The sequence below is a fragment of the Maribacter sp. 6B07 genome (assembly GCF_002700155.1).
In the GTDB taxonomy this organism is placed as follows: domain Bacteria; phylum Bacteroidota; class Bacteroidia; order Flavobacteriales; family Flavobacteriaceae; genus Maribacter; species Maribacter dokdonensis.
In genome coordinates, this window is sequence record NZ_PDUT01000004.1 from 977,295 (window position 1) to 995,188 (window position 17,894).

13 protein-coding genes are annotated in these 17,894 nt (G+C 37.2%); 10 read left to right on the top strand and 3 right to left on the bottom strand.

All coding sequences use genetic code 11. The features are described from left to right. Positions 1 to 27: 27 nt before the first annotated feature. Positions 28 to 2,586, bottom strand: a complete 2,559-nt coding sequence (gene gyrA, locus CSC80_RS18355) for a DNA gyrase subunit A (RefSeq protein ID WP_099193354.1) — start codon at positions 2,584 to 2,586, stop codon at positions 28 to 30. A 259-nt stretch (positions 2,587 to 2,845) separates the two neighbouring features. On the opposite strand from gyrA, the gene CSC80_RS18360 reads away from it, so the two are divergent. Next, complete coding sequence (locus CSC80_RS18360; protein ID WP_071339939.1) at positions 2,846 to 5,398, top strand: ATP-dependent Clp protease ATP-binding subunit; 2,553 nt, start codon at positions 2,846 to 2,848, stop codon at positions 5,396 to 5,398. A 205-nt stretch (positions 5,399 to 5,603) separates the two neighbouring features. Next, entirely contained in the window at positions 5,604 to 6,002 is a 399-nt protein-coding gene (locus CSC80_RS18365) for a hypothetical protein (RefSeq protein WP_058105376.1), read from the top strand. 3 nt (positions 6,003 to 6,005) lie between these two features. On the opposite strand, the gene CSC80_RS18370 is transcribed toward CSC80_RS18365, so the two are convergent. After that, positions 6,006 to 7,556, bottom strand: a complete 1,551-nt coding sequence (locus CSC80_RS18370; protein ID WP_099193355.1) for an NAD(P)H-hydrate dehydratase — start codon at positions 7,554 to 7,556, stop codon at positions 6,006 to 6,008. Between the two features lie 268 nt (positions 7,557 to 7,824). On the opposite strand from CSC80_RS18370, the gene thrA reads away from it, so the two are divergent. The 8 genes from thrA to CSC80_RS18410 all read left to right on the top strand — a co-directional run bounded on the left by thrA (position 7,825) and on the right by CSC80_RS18410 (position 16,574). Beyond that, complete coding sequence (thrA, locus tag CSC80_RS18375; RefSeq protein WP_099193356.1) at positions 7,825 to 10,266, top strand: bifunctional aspartate kinase/homoserine dehydrogenase I; 2,442 nt, start codon at positions 7,825 to 7,827, stop codon at positions 10,264 to 10,266. A 23-nt stretch (positions 10,267 to 10,289) separates the two neighbouring features. Beyond that, on the top strand, positions 10,290 to 11,216 hold the full coding sequence (locus CSC80_RS18380; RefSeq protein WP_058105373.1) for a homoserine kinase: 927 nt from the start codon (positions 10,290 to 10,292) through the stop codon (positions 11,214 to 11,216). A 41-nt stretch (positions 11,217 to 11,257) separates the two neighbouring features. Then, positions 11,258 to 12,553: a threonine synthase gene (gene thrC, locus CSC80_RS18385; protein ID WP_099193357.1), complete on the top strand. Its 1,296-nt coding sequence runs from the start codon at positions 11,258 to 11,260 to the stop codon at positions 12,551 to 12,553. A gap of 96 nt (positions 12,554 to 12,649) precedes the next feature. Further along, positions 12,650 to 13,738 (top strand): glycine cleavage system aminomethyltransferase GcvT, encoded by a 1,089-nt coding sequence (gene gcvT, locus CSC80_RS18390; protein WP_099193358.1) that lies wholly within the window; start codon positions 12,650 to 12,652, stop codon positions 13,736 to 13,738. Beyond that, complete coding sequence (locus CSC80_RS18395) at positions 13,735 to 14,649, top strand: glutaminase (RefSeq protein ID WP_099193359.1); 915 nt, start codon at positions 13,735 to 13,737, stop codon at positions 14,647 to 14,649. The genes gcvT and CSC80_RS18395 overlap by 4 nt, the downstream gene beginning before the upstream one ends. Then, positions 14,646 to 15,473, top strand: a complete 828-nt coding sequence (locus CSC80_RS18400; RefSeq protein WP_099193360.1) for a sugar nucleotide-binding protein — start codon at positions 14,646 to 14,648, stop codon at positions 15,471 to 15,473. Before CSC80_RS18395 ends, CSC80_RS18400 begins: the two co-directional genes overlap by 4 nt. A gap of 17 nt (positions 15,474 to 15,490) precedes the next feature. Beyond that, a complete protein-coding gene (locus CSC80_RS18405; RefSeq protein WP_058105510.1) occupies positions 15,491 to 15,781 on the top strand; it encodes a 4a-hydroxytetrahydrobiopterin dehydratase in 291 nt (96 codons plus the stop codon). Between the two features lie 82 nt (positions 15,782 to 15,863). Continuing rightward, positions 15,864 to 16,574 carry a YebC/PmpR family DNA-binding transcriptional regulator gene (locus tag CSC80_RS18410; RefSeq protein WP_058105368.1) on the top strand — a complete coding sequence of 237 codons (711 nt, stop codon included), beginning with the start codon at positions 15,864 to 15,866 and terminating at the stop codon, positions 16,572 to 16,574. 77 nt (positions 16,575 to 16,651) lie between these two features. Here CSC80_RS18410 and CSC80_RS18415 read toward each other — a convergent pair. Next, positions 16,652 to 17,894 (bottom strand): T9SS type A sorting domain-containing protein (locus CSC80_RS18415; RefSeq protein ID WP_236973440.1); only part of this gene is annotated, 1,243 nt, incomplete at its 5' end.

The window sequence follows — 17,894 nt, forward strand, 5'->3', positions numbered from 1 at the left end:
TTAATTATTAGTGTTTATTATTTAAGTTTATTCTTCGGTATCAGGATTATCAATCTCTGTGCCATCTTTTTCTTCAGTATCATCTACTTCAGTTGCACCCTCAGTATTCACTTCAATATCAAGGATTTCAGATTCTTCAAGATCATCTTCATCCTTCATAACCTTAGCAACTGCAGCAATAGAGTCGTTACCTTTAATATTGATCAACCTAACACCTTGTGTAGCTCTTCCCATAACACGTAAATCCTCTACGCTCATACGAATTGCTATTCCAGATTTGTTGATAATCATTAAATCATCAGAGTCGGTAACGTTTTTAATAGCTACAAGTCCGCCCGTTTTATCAGTAACACTAATAGTCTTAACCCCTTTACCTCCTCTATTGGTAACTCTATAATCTTCTATACTAGATCTTTTTCCATAACCTTTTTCAGAAACAACTAAAATTTCTTCCTCAAAATTATGAACCGACACCATACCGATTACTTCGTCTTCATCATTTGCCAAAGTTACACCTCTAACACCAGAAGCATTTCTACCCATTGGTCTAGTTTTACTTTCTTCAAACCTAATTGCCTTACCAGATTTAAGTCCAAGGAATATTTGACTTGTTCCCGTAGTCAACTTAGCTTCTAGCAACTCATCACCATCTCGAACGGTAATGGCATTGATACCATTTTGACGTGGTCTTGAATATTGCTCTAAAGATGTTTTCTTAACCACACCTTTTTTAGTAGCCATAATCACATAATGTGCATTTATGTAATCTTCATCCTTTAAATCTTGCGTACAAATGAACGCTTTTACGCTATCATCCTGTTCTATATTGATCAGGTTTTGAATTGCCCTACCTTTAGAAGTTCTACTACCTTCAGGTATTTCAAACACACGCATCCAGAAACATTTTCCTTTTTGCGTAAAGAACAACATATATTGGTGGTTAGTGCCAACGAACAAATGCTCTAAGAAATCTTCATTTCTGGTTGAGGATGCTTTTTGACCTACACCACCTCTATTTTGCGTTTTGTACTCGGTCAAAGGAGTTCTCTTGATATAACCTGCGTGAGAAATGGTAATTACCACTTGCTCATCTGGAATCATATCTTCCATACTAAGATCTCCACCTGCTACATTGATTACAGACCTTCTTTCATCGCCATACTTTTCCTTAACCTCAAGAAGCTCATCTTTGATGATTTGCATTCTTCGCTCCTTTTTATCAAGAATATCTTTTAAATCGGCAATAAGAAGCATAATTTCATCATACTCGGTTCTAAGCTTATCTTGCTCCAGACCTGTCAACTGACGTAAACGCATTTCAACAATGGCCTTGGCTTGAATCTCACTTAATTTAAAGCGTTCAATTAAGTTGTTCCTTGCCTCATCAGCATTATTGGAAGCTCTAATTATTGCAATTACCTCATCTATATTATCAGAAGCAATTATTAAACCTTCTAGTATATGGGCACGATCTTCAGCTTTTTTCAACTCGAACTGAGTACGCCTAACCACTACTTCATGTCTATGCTCAACAAAATGATGTATCATTTCCTTGACATTCAACAACTGCGGTCTACCATTTACCAATGCAATATTATTTACACTAAATGAGGATTGCAATGCCGTATACTTGTACAACATGTTCAATACTATATTAGGAATAGCATCTCTCTTTAAAATGTAAACGATACGCATACCGTTACGGTCAGATTCATCTCTAATATTAGAGATACCCTCTATCTTTTTATCATTAACAAGATCGGCAGTTTTCTTGATCATATCTGCCTTGTTCACCTGATAAGGAATCTCTGTAACCACAATACACTCCCTTCCCTGAACCTCTTCAAAGCTAGCCTTTGCACGTATTTTTACACGACCTCTACCTGTATGAAAAGCCTCTTTAACACCATCATAACCATATATAATACCACCGGTTGGAAAATCTGGTGCTTTAATATGGGTGATCAGCTCGTCTATCTCAATATCATGATTATCAATATAGGCTACCGTACCATCTACTACTTCAGATAAATTATGAGGAGGCATATTGGTAGCCATACCTACCGCAATACCAGACGCACCGTTCACTAAAAGGTTTGGCACCCTTGTTGGCAAAACCGTAGGTTCTTTTAAAGAATCATCAAAATTCAATTGATGATCAACCGTTTCTTTATCAATATCAGCCAACATGTCATCTGCAATTTTACGCATACGGGCTTCCGTATAACGCATTGCTGCAGGACTATCACCATCTATTGATCCAAAGTTACCTTGACCATCTACAAGCATGTAGCGTAAACTCCATTCTTGAGCCATACGCACCATGGTATCATATACAGAAGTATCACCATGTGGGTGGTACTTACCTAAAACTTCCCCTACAATACGTGCAGATTTCTTATGTGAGCTATTACTTCTAACTCCTAATTCATGCATTCCGAAAAGAACTCTTCTGTGTACGGGTTTTAATCCGTCCCTAACATCTGGCAGGGCACGTGACACAATGACCGACATTGAGTAATCAATGTAGGCAGATTTCATTTCCTCTTCAATATTAATGGGAATCAATTTTTCACCGTCAGCCATTTTAAAATCTTCTGTTTTTTAATTAGTAAAAAAGCATGCCAATATACTTAAATCCTAGGCGTTTCAAGAATATGTGGATTTAATAATATTAATTTTTATTAACACTTGGCAGAGTTATGTTAATTTTTACTTTATCCGCTAATTTCGCACTTATTAAAGCGGGTTTTAATGGCTTTTACAATAACTTTAACGATTATAGGTACGGTATTTGCCAATGATTGGATGAGATTTAGTAATTTTATAGAAGATAATATAGTATATGGATGATAATTTTTCCCCAAGAGTAAAGGATGTTATTGCTTATAGCAAGGAGGAAGCATTGCGACTTGGTCACGATTTTATCGGTACCGAGCACCTCATGCTTGGGCTTCTTAGAGATGGAAACGGGAAGGCCATTAGCATTTTAGATGCTTTAGAAGTCGATTTAGAACACTTACGTAGAAAGGTAGAAATTCTAAGTCCTTCTAACCCTAACGCTAGTGGCGTACAAAAGGATAAAAAGAACTTGCATTTGACAAGACAAGCTGAACGTGCTTTAAAAACAACTTTTTTAGAAGCTAAACTTTTTCAAAGTTCTTCTATAAATACTGCGCACCTTCTACTTTGTATCCTTAGAAATGAAAACGATCCTACAACAAAACTTTTACATAAACTTAAGGTCGATTACGACGGTGTTAAAGAACAGTTTAAATTTATGATTACAAGTGATGACGATATGGTAGATGGCCCAACGGCCGAATCTTTTCCAAGTGACTCTGAAGAGTCCAATGAAGGAAAAGAAAGCACCTTTGGCTCTGCTTCTAATCAAAAAGGTGCCAAAAAATCTAAAACTCCGGTTCTGGATAATTTTGGTAGGGACCTTACACAGATGGCAGAGGAAAATAAACTGGATCCTGTTGTTGGTAGAGAAAAAGAAATTGAAAGGGTTTCACAAATTCTTAGCCGAAGAAAAAAGAACAATCCACTGTTAATTGGTGAACCAGGTGTTGGTAAAAGTGCCATTGCAGAGGGTCTTGCCCTTCGAATAATCAATAAAAAAGTTTCAAGAATTCTGTACAATAAAAGAGTGGTAACGCTTGACCTTGCTTCTTTGGTTGCCGGGACTAAATACAGAGGACAGTTTGAAGAACGCATGAAAGCGGTCATGAACGAACTTGAAAAGAATGATGATGTCATTTTATTCATAGATGAAATTCATACTATTGTTGGTGCCGGTGGCGCAACTGGAAGTTTAGATGCTTCAAATATGTTTAAACCTGCATTGGCAAGAGGCGAAATTCAATGTATTGGTGCAACTACTTTAGATGAATACAGACAATATATTGAAAAAGATGGTGCCCTAGAAAGACGTTTTCAAAAGGTTATTGTAGAACCTACTTCTGTTGAAGAAACAGTAGAGATTCTACATAATATTAAAGGTAAATACGAAGACCACCATAATGTAACCTATACTGACGAAGCTATTGAAGCTTGCGTAAAACTTACAAATAGGTACATGACCGATCGTTTTTTACCGGACAAGGCTATCGATGCTTTAGATGAAGCTGGATCTAGAGTACACATTGTTAATATGGATGTCCCAAAGCAAATTCTTGAATTAGAAAAGAAATTGGAAGATGTTCGTGAACTTAAGAACAGTGTGGTAAAAAAGCAGAAATACGAAGAAGCTGCTAAATTACGTGATGACGAAAAGAGTCTGGAAAAAGAACTTGCCATAGCCCAAGAGCGATGGGAAGATGACAGTAAACTGAACAAAGAAACCGTTAGCGAAGAAAATGTTGCCGATGTTGTTTCAATGATGAGCGGTATACCTGTTAATAGAATAGCGCAAACAGAAAGTAATAAATTAGCTGGTCTACCGGAATTGATCAAATCTAATGTAATTGGTCAAAACGATGCCGTTGCAAAGGTTTCCAAAGCTATTCAGCGTAATAGAGCGGGACTTAAAGATCCCAACAAGCCAATTGGCTCATTTATATTCTTAGGTCAGACCGGTGTTGGTAAAACCCAACTTGCCAAAGTATTGGCAAAAGAACTTTTTGATTCAGAAGACGCACTTATACGTATTGATATGAGTGAGTATATGGAGAAGTTTGCTATCTCTAGATTGGTAGGTGCCCCTCCAGGATATGTAGGTTATGAAGAAGGTGGTCAACTAACAGAAAAAGTTAGAAGAAAACCGTATTCGGTAATATTATTGGATGAGGTTGAAAAGGCTCACCCAGATGTCTTTAATATGCTTTTACAAGTATTGGATGATGGTTTCTTAACAGATAGTTTGGGTCGTAAGATCGACTTTAGAAATACGATTATTATTATGACCTCCAATATTGGAGCTAGACAATTAAAAGATTTTGGACAAGGTGTAGGTTTTGGTACAGCTGCAAAAAAATCTCAGGAAGATGCTCACCAGAAAGGTGTTATTGAAAATGCCTTAAAGAAAGCGTTTGCCCCAGAGTTTTTAAATAGAATTGATGATGTTATTGTATTCAATGCCCTGGAAAGAGAGGACATTCATAAGATCATTGACATAGAACTAGCTAAATTGTTCAAGAGAATCAAGGATATTGGTTATCACTTGAATCTTACCGACGAAGCAAAAGACTATATCGCTGAGAAAGGTTTTGATAAGCAGTATGGTGCAAGACCGTTAAAAAGAGCAATTCAAAAATACATTGAAGATGCCTTAGCGGAAGAAATAGTAAATTCTAAGCTTAAGGAAGGTGACAGTATTTATATTGATCTTGACAAAAAGAGCGAAGAATTGACCATTAAGATTGAAAAAGCCGAGGAAGAGTCTCCTAAAACGTAGATTTTCTCACTTTTACAGTATAAAAAAAGAGCCCTTGTTAGGGCTCTTTTTTCGTACAATACTTTCTAAGTCGTAAGAATAGAAATACAGCCATTCATAGCTATACGCAGTACGAACGATATTTTCGCGTTTAAACTAAAATTTTGCACAAAGATTGTAGTTCACTTTACTTTCGCTCAAGACACACTATATTAATACTGAAAGAATGAAAGTTGGATCTACCAAGAAAAAAGTAATTGTGCGAGAGTACGAATTAGAAACAGGCAAAATTCAGGTTTATGAGAATTACATGGTATCCATCTTTGACGAGGGCGCTACATTAACATTAGAAAGAGCTTACCAAATTATTGGTATAGCTGAAATTCATTTTAGAGATAAGAATTTTGGGTTCATTAGTCTACGTAGGCACTCATTTGCCATTGATCCAACCATTTACAACTACTTAAAACAATTAGACAATCTTAAAGCTTTTGCAATCGTTTCAGTAAAAGAAATCGACATGCATAACTTTAAGATCGAAAAACTGTTTTACAAAAAGCCTATGAAATTCTTCATAGAATTTGATAACGCATTAAAATGGGTTAAAAGAAGGGTAAATTCTTAAGAATTATTGATTGGACTGATTTTCTTCTTCCGTAACGGGTTGTTCTGGCAATTTAAACAAATCCAAATATGCATTTGCCAAATTATCTATAACATCTGAAGCGGTTAAGGACTGAAAACCAGTAGACTCTACGGCTATATCTCCAGATCTGCCATGTAAATAGACCCCAAAGATTGAAGCATCCAGTGCTGGGTAACCTTGCGCCAACAACCCTGTAATTACACCTGTTAACACATCACCTGTTCCTGCTGTAGCCATACCAGGATTACCAGTGGTATTTACATATCCCTTGTCATTATAAACCACAATAGTGTGTGCACCCTTTACAACTACAATACAATTATATTTTTTTGAAAACTCCTTTACTTTTTTCAACTTTTCAAAGTCATCTTTCCAACTGCCGATCAATCGCTCCAACTCTTTTGGATGAGGCGTTAAAATAGTTTTCTCAGGAAGCTCTTTTAACAGTTCTTTCTTTTTAGAAAGTATATTAAGTGCATCCGCATCTATTACCAAGGGAGATTTATTTTGCTCTAAGAAACTTGTAAATGCCTTAATAGACACATCGCTTGTACCCATTCCCATTCCTATCCCTACAACGCTTGGCTCAATATCAAACTTAATTTCAGTAAGTTCTTTTTCTTCAAGATCTGTCAACACCATTATTTCTGGTAATGCGGTCTGCAATATAGTATAACCAATTCTGGGAACATAGGATGTGACCAACCCGCTACCTGCACAAAGAGCAGCCTTAGACGAAAGACAAACGGAACCTATTTTCCCATAACTTCCACCAACAATTAATGAATGGCCATAGGTACCCTTATGTCCAAATTTTTCCCTAGGCTTATACAATGTCAAGACTTCATTCTTCCCTATTAACTCATATTCCGTTTCGGCCTGCATTAAATACTCAGGATCCAAACCTATATCCAATACCTCCCATTGTTCAATGAAACCACCAGTTTCCGGCAAAAAGAAAACTAGTTTGGGAGTTTGAAAACTCAATACATAATTAGATTTTATAATAGCATCAAAATTTTCAGGTCCTTGATCGGTGAACAATCCTGAAGGAATATCAATTGAAAGAATAAATGCCTGAGAATTATTTAAGTGCTGAATAACTTTTATCACCCAATCATCAGGTGTTCTATTTAAACCTATTCCAAAAATGCCATCCACAATGATATCTTCCCTACCTATTGCCGGTAGTTCATCATCAGAATTCATAAAATGCGGCCAAACTTTTCGATCTTTTAATCGATCTAGGTTTATTAAAAAGTCTTTTGACCTCTTTTCACTATAATTGATAACATATACCTCTAAATTATAACCATGATCCACAAGATGCCTGGCCAGCGCAATACCATCGCCCCCGTTATTACCTATTCCACAGAATAAATGAATTTTCACTGGAGCTCCTTGCATACGCAAATGCATCCAATTAAAAAGTTGCAAAGCAGCACGTTCCATTAATTCATTACTACCAATTTCTTCTTTTTTATTAGAAATCTGATCTGCTTTATAAATTTGTTTTGCGCTATATAATTTCATTCTTTATTGTATTTATATCTAAAAAATAACTATTCCGTAAAAAATTGTGGAATGATTTGTTTAAGTTATCAAATGTACTACTTTTGACTTTCAACCATTAGTATTTATGGACTGCTATATAACAGACATAACATTAGATTTCACTTCAGCTACTATTACTTATGGTACAGCTACGGCACGTTTCACCCTTTGGGGTTAAAAACTATATATCTCCGTACCCGTGTTTAATTACACCATATCTTAAATTACAAAGTCAACATTACACATCATGAAAGTTCTAAAATTCGGTGGTTCATCTGTAGCCAAGCCTGAAAATATAGTTAAAATTAAAAATATAATCTCTAAATACAACGACCCTATAATTTTGGTTGTTTCAGCTTTTGGAGGAGTAACAGATTTATTATTGCAAGCCGGTTCTTTGGCATCTGCACAAGATCAGAAATACAAAGAAATACTACATACATTAGAAGAAAGACATTTAGCTACGGTTAAAGAGTTAATTCCCGTTACCACTCAAAGCAAGGTGCTTAGCAAAGTAAAAAGCGAATTCAATGTGCTTGAAACACTACTTGAGGGCGCTTACTTTATTGGAGAAATAACACCTAAATTATCTGACAAAATAGTAAGTTACGGTGAACTTCTTTCTTCATATATCATTAGCGAATATCTAATTAATGAAAAGCTTGATGCCGTTTTTAAGGATAGTAGAGAATTAATAATTACTCATAAACTAAACGGTAAAAATGTGGTGAATTTCACCAAAACCAATGCTAATTGCGAGGAATTTTTTAATTCTTCAAAAAAACAGGTTTCAGTTTGCCCAGGATTTATAGCCACATCGGAAGAAGGCATATCTACCACGTTAGGCCGTGGTGGTTCAGATTATACCGCTGCTATTTATGCTGCTGCGGTAGATGCCGATATTTTGGAAATATGGACAGATGTGAGTGGTATGTACACAGCTAACCCAAAAATGGTAAAACAAGCGAAGGCCATTCCGCATATTTCTTATGAAGAAGCAATGGAACTATCGCATTTTGGAGCAAAAGTACTTTATCCTCCAACAATACAGCCCGTTCTATCTAAAGGAATATCCATAGTTATAAAAAACACTTTTAGCCCAGAGGAAAAAGGAACTTTAATAACCAAATCTAAAAACGAAAAAGGTAAAACGGTACGCGGTATTAGCCATATTGGCAACATTGCCCTATTATCTTTAGAAGGTCCAGGTATGGTAGGTATACCAGGAATATCCAAACGTTTTTTCGAAGTACTTTCTCAAGCTGATATTAGTGTTGTTTTAATTACACAAGCATCTTCTGAACATTCTATTTGTGTAGGTATATCTGCCAATGATGTAGAAAAGGCAATTAGTATCGTAAACGAAGCTTTTGAATACGAAATTGAAAGGGGACGTATTAAAACGGTTATTCCTGAAAGTGATTTAGCCATTGTTGCCTTAGTGGGTGATAACATGAAAAGTCACCAAGGTCTAAGCGGTAAAATGTTCAGTACTTTAGGTAAAAACAATGTAAATATTAGAGTAATTGCCCAAGGTGCCTCTGAAAGAAATATTTCTTGCATTATTGACGAAAAAGATGTCAAAAAGGCATTAAACGCTTTGCACGAGGAGTTTTTTGAAGAAAACATTAAACAATTGAACCTATTTGTAATGGGTGTGGGAAATGTTGGAGCTAAATTTTTAGAGCAAATTAGAGAGCAACGTAAATTCCTAAAAGAGAATTTAAAATTGAATATTAGGGTTATTGGAATGTCCAACTCTAGAACAATGCTTTTTGATGAAAAAGGAATTGACCTAAATGATTGGGCTACCAAACTTGCGAATGGAGAAAAAGCGGATAAAGTCAAATTCTTAGCCTTAGTAAATAGTCTAAACTACCGAAATAGTATTTTCGTAGATAACACAGCCAGTGAAGAAGTATCAAAAACCTACAGTGAATATCTGGGCAATAGCATATCTGTAGTTACATGTAATAAAATTGCATGTTCATCTGAATTTGAAAACTATTCACATTTAAAATCTTTAGCCAGAACATACAACGCTCCGTTTTTATTTGAAACCAATGTTGGTGCCGGTTTACCAATAATCGATACTCTTAAACATTTGATTGCTTCTGGTGATAAAATATTGAAAATACAAGCTGTTCTTTCTGGTAGTTTAAACTTTGTTTTCAATAATTTCAATGATCAAACTACGTTTCATGATGTGGTGAAACAAGCTCAAGAAGAGGGCTATACAGAGCCTGATCCAAAAATTGATTTAAGTGGTGTTGATGTCATGCGCAAAATTTTGATTTTAGCGCGCGAAAGTGGTAATCAGCTAGAAATTAGCGATATAAAAAACAATCCGTTTTTACCCGAAGAAAGTTTAAATACTGACAACAATGAAGACTTCTTTGCCTCTTTGATTAAGCATGAGCCACATTTTCAGTCTTTGTTTTCAAGTGCAAAAAAATCTGATAGCAAGCTTAAGTATGTGGCCCAGTTCGATGATGGAAAAGCAAGTGTAGGATTACAGGAAATACCTAAAGGTCATGATTTCTATAATTTAGAAGGTAGTGATAACATTGTTCTTTTCTACACTGAAAGATACCCTAACCAGCCAATGATAATTAAAGGTGCGGGTGCGGGCGCTGCTGTAACGTCCTCAGGAATATTCGCCGATATTATACGAATAGGTAATTTCTAAATTTCATAACTATAACTTTCATTATGGCTACAAACGAAATTAAAGTATTTTGCCCTGCAACAGTTGCCAACGTTTCATGCGGATTTGATGTGCTTGGTGTCGCCCTAGACTCGGTCGGTGATGAAATGGTGGTTAGAAAAGTGCCTCAAAAAGGTATTAAAATAACAAAACTTACTGGACAAGATTTACCAAAAGAGACATTGAACAATGTGGCAGGAGTTGCTGGTAACGCATTTCTATTAGCCTCTGATTATGACGGCGGATTTGAAATCGAAATAGATAAAAAAATAAAACCTGGCAGTGGTATAGGTAGTAGCGCTGCTAGTTCTGCAGGTGCTGTTTGGGCCATGAACCACTTATTGGGCAACCCCTTTAGCAAAACTGAATTGGTAAAATTTGCCATGGAAGGTGAACGTTTGGCAAGTGATGTAGCCCACGCAGACAATGTGGCTCCCGCCCTATTTGGCGGTTTCACTTTAGTACGCAGCTATAGTCCGCTAGATATTATTGATATACCGGCTCCAACTGAATTATATTTGACCATAATTCATCCGCAGATAGAAATAAAAACTTCTGATTCCAGAAAGATTTTGAAAACAACTATCTCTATGGAAACAGGAATTAAACAATGGGGAAATGTAGGTGGATTAGTAGCCGGACTTTTCAAAAAAGATTATGATTTAATCGGTCGTTCCCTAGAAGATCATATTGTTGAACCAATACGTTCTATTTTAATTCCGGGGTTTGACGAAGTTAAAAAGGTTTCTTTGGAAGCCGGAGCATTAGGATCTGGCATATCTGGATCAGGACCTTCTATTTTTGCATTCAGCAAAGGAAAAGATACCGCATTAAAAGTAGGTGAGTCCATGAAAAAAGTCTATGATAAAATTGGAATAGACTACGAAATTCATGTCTCTAAAATAAACACCGAAGGCGTAAAAATTTTATAAATAAAAAAGTAGTCTACTACTAACCATTAAACATACTCATCTTGAAATTCTATAGTTTAAACAATACTGCACCCAAAGTTTCTTTTGACACCGCCGTTGTCAATGGTATTGCACCTGATAAAGGCTTATATTTTCCAGAAGAAATAACCCCTCTACCAGCTTCGTTTTTTGAGCATATTGAAAATCTTACCAATGAGGAAATCGCTTTTACGGCTATTCGTCAATTTGTAACAGAAGTTATACCAGATAATGTATTGAAAGATATACTAAAAGAGGTGCTAGACTTCGATTTTCCGGTTATTGACATTACTTCCAACATTGGTACATTAGAACTTTTTCATGGTCCAACCATGGCTTTTAAAGATGTTGGCGCTCGCTTTATGGCACAGTGCCTAGGATATTTTTCTAGAGCATCAAAAAATGAAGTAACCGTACTTGTAGCTACATCGGGCGATACCGGTGGCGCAGTTGCTAATGGTTTTCTAGGCGTAGATGGTGTAAAAGTTGTAATACTATACCCAAGCGGCAAAGTAAGTGACATTCAAGAAAGACAACTGACTACTTTAGGACAAAATATTACGGCACTAGAGGTAGACGGTATGTTCGATGATTGCCAGGCTATGGTAAAAAATGCATTTTTGGATAAGGAACTGCTTGATAACAAGAAATTAACTTCTGCTAACTCCATTAATGTTGCACGTTGGTTACCGCAGTTATTCTATTTTCTTTTTGCTTACAAACAAGCTAAATCCCAAGATAAGGAAATCATATTCTCTGTCCCTTCCGGTAATTTCGGGAATATCTGTGCAGGGCTAATGGCACAACGTTTAGGCATGCCGGTAAAACACTTTATCGCAGCTACAAATGTAAATGATACCGTGCCCCAATTTATGCAAACCAAAGAATATTCACCAAAGCCGTCTACAGCTACTATCTCTAATGCTATGGACGTTGGAGACCCAAGTAACTTCATTAGAATTAGACACTTGTTTCAGAATAATTTTGATTTGCTAAAGGACAATCTTTCTGCCTACTCTTTTACAGATAACGAAACAAAGAAAGCCTTAAAAGAGATTAATGATATCAATGGTTATGTTGCCGACCCACATGGTGCCGTAGGTTATTTAGGACTAAAAAAATATCAAGAGCTACATCCTGATACTTATGGCATTTTCTTAGAAACCGCACACCCGGTCAAGTTTTTAGATATTGTTGAGGAAACCCTTGATGAAAAGCTGGAGATTCCTGCACAAATTCAAAAAGTAATGAATAAAACCAAGGCATCCATTAAAATTGCTAGTTATGATGAACTTAAAAATTTTCTTTTAAGTTCTTAGCTAACTTCAAGGTTATAATATTTTCTCAATTCCCTGGTTAGCCACATTGGCTTCTATTTATTTTCGATAAATTTGCATCGTCAATATATATAGAAGATGAAAAATACTGCGCTTACTTCAACACATGAATCTCTTGGTGCCAAAATGGTTCCTTTTGCCGGTTACAACATGCCTGTTTCTTACGAAGGTGTAAATGCTGAACATGAAACTGTTCGCAACGGTGTTGGGGTTTTCGATGTATCACATATGGGCGAATTTTTAATCTCTGGTCCTACTGCCTTAGATTTAATACAAAAAGTAACTTCAAATGATGCATCTAAGTTAACCATAGGCAGAGCTCAATATAGCTGCTTACCAAATGAAAATGGCGGTATTGTTGACGACCTTATTGTATATCGCATAAAAGAAGAACAATATCTTTTAGTCGTAAATGCATCCAATATTGAAAAAGATTGGAATCATATTTCTTCTTATAATGCAGAATTTAAGGCAGATATGAGAGACATATCTGAAGGTTATTCGCTTTTGGCCATACAGGGTCCAAAAGCCGTAGAGGCAATGCAGTCCCTAACCTCCGTGAATTTATCCGATATTAAATTTTATCATTTTGAAGTATCCGATTTTGCTGGAATAGAAAATGTAATCATATCTGCAACGGGCTATACAGGTTCTGGCGGATTTGAAATTTACTGTAAAAATGAAGAAGTAAAACAAATTTGGGACAAGGTTTTTGAAGCTGGGGCCAATTTTGGAATAAAACCAATTGGCTTGGCCGCAAGAGATACCTTAAGATTAGAAATGGGATATTGTCTATATGGAAATGATATTAACGACACTACCTCTCCTTTTGAGGCTGGTTTGGGCTGGATAACCAAATTCACGAAAGACTTTGTTAATTCTGAAGCTTTGCAAAAAGAGAAACAACAGGGTCCTGAACGTAAATTAGTCGCATTTGAATTAGATGAACGTGGAATACCCAGACAAGGCTATGACATTGTTGATGGTAACGGTAAAACCATAGGTGAAGTCACCTCTGGCACTATGTCACCTTCAATGGGAACCGGAATTGGATTAGGCTATGTACCGCCTATTTTCTCCGAAGTTGGCAGTAAAATCAACATACAGATCAGAAAAAATGCAATACCTGCCACGATAGTTAAATTACCATTTTACAAAAGTAAATGATAGATTACCAAAGTGTTCTAAATGCAATTAATGAAACCGCATCCAAAGAAAAGGAAAGAGGAAAAATTGCAGATTACATACCGGAATTGGCAAAAGTTGATGTTAACAATTTTGGCATACATCTAATTGACAATCATCAAAATAATTTTTCTGCAGGAGATTCAAATGAACTTTTTTCCATACAGAGTATTTCTAAAGTTTTAACACTCTCAATGGCTTTGGGCCTTATTGGAGAAGATGTTTGGAAACGGGTAGATGTTGAACCTTCTGGCGATCCGTTCAACCATTTGTCCCTATTGGAATTGGAAAATGGTATCCCCAGAAATCCATTAATAAATCCTGGGGCAATCGTTATTGCAGATATTTTAGTTTCTCAATTGAAGAACCCTAAAGAAGATTTTTTATCCTTCGTACGCCAAATTGCAAATGACGACACCATAGATTATGATGAAACCGTGGCACTTTCTGAAAAGAAAACAGGATTCCGGAATTTTGCCGCTGCCAATCTTTTAAAGTCATATAAAAATTTAAATAATGATGTTGATGCTGTTTTAGACTTCTATTTTCATCAATGCTCCCTTGCCATGAATTGCGAACAGTTAACACATGCTTTCTACATGTTTATGAATCATGGCAAATGCAGAAAAAATAAGGCTTATTTAACCTTATCTCAGGTAAAACGAATTAATGCTATCATGCTTACGTGTGGTTTTTATGATGAAGCCGGTGAATTTGCATTTGAAGTTGGGCTACCAGGTAAAAGTGGTGTTGGTGGCGGTATCGTAGCCTTACTACCAAACAAATTTTGCGTAGCAACTTGGTCTCCGGGACTAAACCCTAAAGGGAATTCAAAATTAGGTATGCTTGCGTTGGAAAAATTGACCACAGAAACAGAACTTTCCATTTTTTGAAAATAGATACAAAGAAAATACTGATTATTGGCGCAAGTGGCTTCATAGGTAATGCTATATACAAAGAACTTTGTAATTACTTTGACACTTATGGCACTTATTGTCATGCGGCAAATTCATATTCATCTAACAAACAATTTGTTCAATACAATGTTGAAGAAGATGATATTGTTGAAGTTTTAGAAGAGATAAAGCCTCAAGTTATAATTTCTGCCTTGAGAGGAAATTTTGCTGCCTTGGTTATTGCCCATGACCATATGGTCAAGTATGTCGCTGAAGAAAAGTGTAAGCTCTATTTTATTTCATCTGCGAATGTATTTGACGCCTACAGCAAATACCCTTCTTATGAAATGGACAAAACATTATCTGAGAGTGTGTATGGCAGACTAAAAATAAAGATCGAAAATATGCTTCTTAGATTGCCAAAAGAAAAAATGGCAATTCTACGGGTCCCTATGGTTTTTGGTAACGCATCGCCAAGAATCAAGGCAATGAAAAAATCTATTATAGAAAATGAATCGGTAGAAGTTTTTCCCAATTTGATATTAAATGTGACAAATGATGACAAGCTTACTCAACAAATTCACTACCTTATTAATAGAAATAAAACGGGTATTTATCACTTAGGCAGTAATGACCTTACTCATCATGAAGATTTTATAAAAGAAATATTAGAACGCGTAGGCAATTTTAACCCTATAATTAAAAGAGTATATACTACCAATGAGGATAGATATTTAGCCGTACTTCCAAAAACAAATAAGTTACCCAAAAATTTACAATTTACTTTTCAAGATATTATTGACCATCATGTTTTAAATTAGAAACAATTATGAAAGAAATGGAAAAATTTACAGATCAACAAATAGCGGACTATTTAGGTCAACTTGACGGATGGGAGTATGTGGATGGAGCCATAGAAACCACCTTTGAATTTAAAAATTTTAAAGAAGCGTTTTCAGTGATGACACGTATTGCTTTTGAATGTGAGGCTCAAGGCCATCACCCAGATTGGAGCAATGTTTATAACACATTGAATATTCGCTTAAATACCCATGATGCCAATGGTGTCACGGAAAAAGATTTTGTTTTAGCTAGAACTATAGAAGATATTATAGAAAGTGAATTTTAATTAAAACGGTGCACTAAAGAAATTCATTTCAATGATTTCTGAACATTACCCGTTTTTGTACATTTGTTTAAAATAATTTACCATGGGAAGAGCTTTTGAATTTAGAAAAGCACGTAAAATGAAAAGATGGTCGGCAATGTCAAAAGCCTTTACTCGTATAGGTAAAGACATTGTAATGGCCGTAAAGGAAGGTGGACCAGATCCAGACTCCAATTCCAGACTAAGAGCCGTTATACAAAACGCGAAATCTGTCAACATGCCTAAAGACAATGTTGAACGCGCTATAAAAAGAGCTAGTGATAAAAGTCTTGGTGACTATAAGGAAGTTCTTTTTGAAGGGTATGCACCTCACGGCATAGCTGTTTTAGTAGAAACCGCAACTGATAATAATACAAGAACAGTTGCCAATGTTAGAAGTTATTTTAATAAATGTAATGGTAACTTAGGTACTTCTGGCTCTGTTGAATTTATGTTCGACCATACTTGTAATTTTAGAATACCTGCAGAAGGTATTGACCCAGAGGAATTGGAACTGGAATTGATCGATTTTGGAGCAGAAGAAGTCTTTGTTGATGACGATGGAATTCTAATCTACGGACCTTTTGAGAGCTTTGGAGCTTTACAAAAAGAATTGGAAAACCGTGATATAGAAATTTTATCATCTGGATTTGAAAGAATTCCCCAAGTCACTAAAAAGTTAAACGAGGAAGAAGCTGCAGACGTAGAAAAGCTCTTAGAAAAACTAGAAGAGGATGATGATGTACAGAATGTATATCATTCAATGGAAGAATAATTTTTATCGTTTATATTCAATAAAAAAGGAGACCTTGTCAGGTCTCCTTTTTTTGTTTTTAGGTTAGTCGATAAAACCTATTGCCGTTGGATCAACATTTTCTGTTGGAACTCAACACCTGCAGTATCCGTTGTTTTTACAAAATACACTCCCTCCGGCATATCCCTTACACTTATAGGTAAACCCCTATCGTCGATCGGCCCTCCTTTGATGGTCTGAACCAACCTACCCGTCACATCGAATATTTGAATGGCACCTACAGTGGTCGGGAGATCGAAACTTACCGATGTTTCATCAACGGCAGGGTTCGGATAAACGACCATAACGTTGCCAGGGTTCTCGCTCGTTTTGGAGGATATGGACGATACCGGAAGGTACTGTACCAGCGTCGCCTTCGTGGCGGTGGAACTGTCGTCCACATAACCCGAAACGCCACCACGGCCGCGCAAATGGATACTCACCAGATCCGTGCCGCCGTCACTGTACACCTGCACCCGGAGCGCATCCGCCTCGATAGGGTACTGAGCGCCACCGCCCCATTCATAGATGCCCGAGTCGATCCAGCCACCCTTGCCCTCTTCCAGAACCGTCCATGTACCGTTGCGAAGATAAGAGATGCGCCACATGGAGTTGGGCTGGGGCTGGTTGGGGTACGTCCCGCCGAAGGTGATATAGTTCACCAGCTTGGTACTCGACCAGTCCACCTGCCAACGGAAACCGTCCTCCGCGCCCGGACGGCCTAGGTTGTCATAACGGCCTACCCCGTACTCGTTGAATCGAGTAGGCGTATAATAATTCTCCGTCACGGGGTCGTACAAGATCGCCCCCATGGTTCCGCGACCTCCGTCGACACTTCCTCCAAGGACGGCATCATCCAACAATGCTAGGTTGATATCCGCATCAGGAGCATTGAACGCTTCAGTAACGTCCACTACCTCAACACGCCTGATCACATCTTCCGATCGGTTCGTACCATCGGTGGAACTGTATACGATATCGTAACCGCCCACTACGTCCATAAAGGAACTAGAGTCTATGTCCACCGGAGACCCGTCGTCCGTCGTGGCCCCAAGCTCCGTATAGCCCGATCCAAGCTCTATGACCTGGGGGTTCGCCCCGTTCAACGTAATGACGGGTGCGGTCGTGTCGATAACATCCACACGCCTGATCACATCTTCCGATCGGTTCGTACCATCGGTGGAACTGTATACGATATCGTAACCGCCCACTACGTCCATAAAGGAACTAGAGTCTATGTCCACCGGAGACCCGTCGTCCGTCGTGGCCCCACGCTCGGTATCGAGCCTGGCGCACCCCACC